This window comes from Mesorhizobium sp. M7A.F.Ca.CA.002.09.1.1, assembly GCF_003998555.1.
Classification (GTDB): domain Bacteria; phylum Pseudomonadota; class Alphaproteobacteria; order Rhizobiales; family Rhizobiaceae; genus Mesorhizobium; species Mesorhizobium ciceri.
In genome coordinates, this window is record NZ_RZRR01000981.1 from 1 (window position 1) to 1,946 (window position 1,946).

The window sequence follows — 1,946 nt, forward strand, 5'->3', positions numbered from 1 at the left end:
CCAGAACGGGCCGATCGCGGCAAGCATCGTATCCGGTTCGGCGTCTTCGGCGACGGCGAACAGGATACGATGATTGCCGCGATCGGCCCGTTCTGGGACGCCAACGAAACCTGGCTGGTGCTGGCCGTCGGCCTGCTGCTGGTCGCCTTCCCGCTGGCGCATGGCGTCATCCTGACGGCGCTCTACATTCCGGTCTTCGTGCTTTTGCTCGGGCTGATCCTGCGCGGCGTTGCCTTCGATTTCCGCGCCAAGGTGCCAGCTGGCCGGAAGCATCGCTGGAACCGTATTTTCTTCCTGGGTTCGCTCATCGCCTCACTGGCGCAGGGCTACATGCTGGGTGTCTATGTGCTCGGCCTCGATGTCGGCCTCGGCGGCATGGCGTTCGGCGTGCTGGTGGCGTTCTGCCTTGCCGCCGCCTACGCGGCGATGGGTGCCGCCTGGGTGATCTACAAGACCGAAGGCGAGCTGCAGAAGAAGGCGGTGCGCTGGCTGCGCACGACGCTGGTGCTGACCGCACTCGGCATGGCCGCGGTGTCGCTGGCGACGCCCTTCGCCAGCCCGCGCATCTTCGACAAATGGTTCGTCTGGCCGGAGATGCTTTATCTGTCGCCGCTGCCGATCCTGTCGGCGCTGCTGTTTCTGTGGCTGTGGCGGCAGACCTTCCATCTGCCGAAGCCCGACGACCGCCATTCACTGACGCCGTTCCTGACGCTGGCGGCCATCTTCGCGCTTGGCTTTGCCGGCCTCGCCTGGTCGTTCTACCCGTTCGTGGTGCCGGATCGCCTGACCATCTGGCAGGCAGCCTCGGCACCGGAAAGCCTGGCCATCATCCTGGCCGGCACCGTGGTGGTGCTGCCGATCATCATCTTCTATTCCTTCTATGCCTACCGGGTGTTCGGCGGCAAGGCGACCGACCTGACCTACGATTGATCCGCTCCATCTCTTTGACGCAAAGCGCCATGGGCTTTCTCAGGAAGGGCTGCTTTCAGATCAGCCCGGAATCGCGCGCGGCAGCTGTGGCCTCGCCACGCGAGATGGCATCCAGCTTACCCAGAACCGCGGAGACATGGTGATCGACGGTTTTTGGTGAAATGGTCAGATGCTCTGCGATCCGCTTGTTGGAGAAGCCGCGCTCGATCAGTTGCAGCACTTCCATCTGGCGTTGGGTCAGGCCGGCGCTGTTGGCGCGCGTGGTCTGGCGCGGCCCCCGGGCGATGCGAATGACGCCGTTGCGCCGCATGATTTCGCGCACATGGCTCGCAACCGGCTTGGCTCCAAGGGTCTCGAATATCTCGAGTGCCGCACGCTGCGCCGGCTCATCGCCCTGGGCGAGCGCGAGCGCACGTTCATAAGGTGCGTTGAGATCCGCCCAGACCGCGGCCGCCCCTTGCCAGTCGCCAGCCAGGAGCATTCGGTACGGCGCGGCCATGCCGGCCGTATCCCCCGCGTCGCTACCGGCGGAGAGGATCTGGCGCCCGCTGGCCAGTTCGGCAAACCTAGCCCGCGTCGGCGACAGGGTCTCGGCAAGGTCGATCAGCCGCAGCGCCTCGGCGATTTCCGCCTCGCCGAGCCATGCCTGCTCGGCGACGATGGCGGCGTACGGCAACAGCCGCTGCAATTCGGCTCCCCTTTCCAGGAACCGATTCATTTCCGCCAGCAGTGGCTCGGCCGAAGGATCTCCGCGCCGAAGACGCAGTTTCACCAGGGCCACCAAAGCGGGATAGCGGACCAGCGCCGTCGCCTGGTCATTGCTTATGACATCCAGAGCCTCGGCGGCGGCTTCGTTCCAGTATCCCTGACGCAACAACAACTGTGCCCGAACCCCACGCATATAGTCACGCCAAGTCGCCAGATCGTTCTCGACGCAATAGTCGATGCCGCGATCAAGGAAGGATTGAGCCTGGCTGTAGCCCAATTGGTTGATCTCGCCACAGGCGCAATTGGTG

General features: G+C 64.5%; 2 protein-coding genes. One reads left to right on the forward strand and one right to left on the reverse strand.

Going from position 1 to position 1,946, the window contains the following annotated elements; translation table 11 throughout:
* The coding region (locus EN994_RS29180) for a cytochrome d ubiquinol oxidase subunit II (RefSeq protein ID WP_164746308.1) at nucleotides 1-930 on the forward strand (930 nt) is incomplete at its 5' end.
* A gap of 55 nt (nucleotides 931-985) precedes the next feature.
* Here the strand turns inward: EN994_RS29180 and EN994_RS29185 are convergent.
* Nucleotides 986-1,946 (reverse strand): LuxR C-terminal-related transcriptional regulator (locus EN994_RS29185; RefSeq protein ID WP_245466114.1); only part of this gene is annotated, 961 nt, incomplete at its 5' end.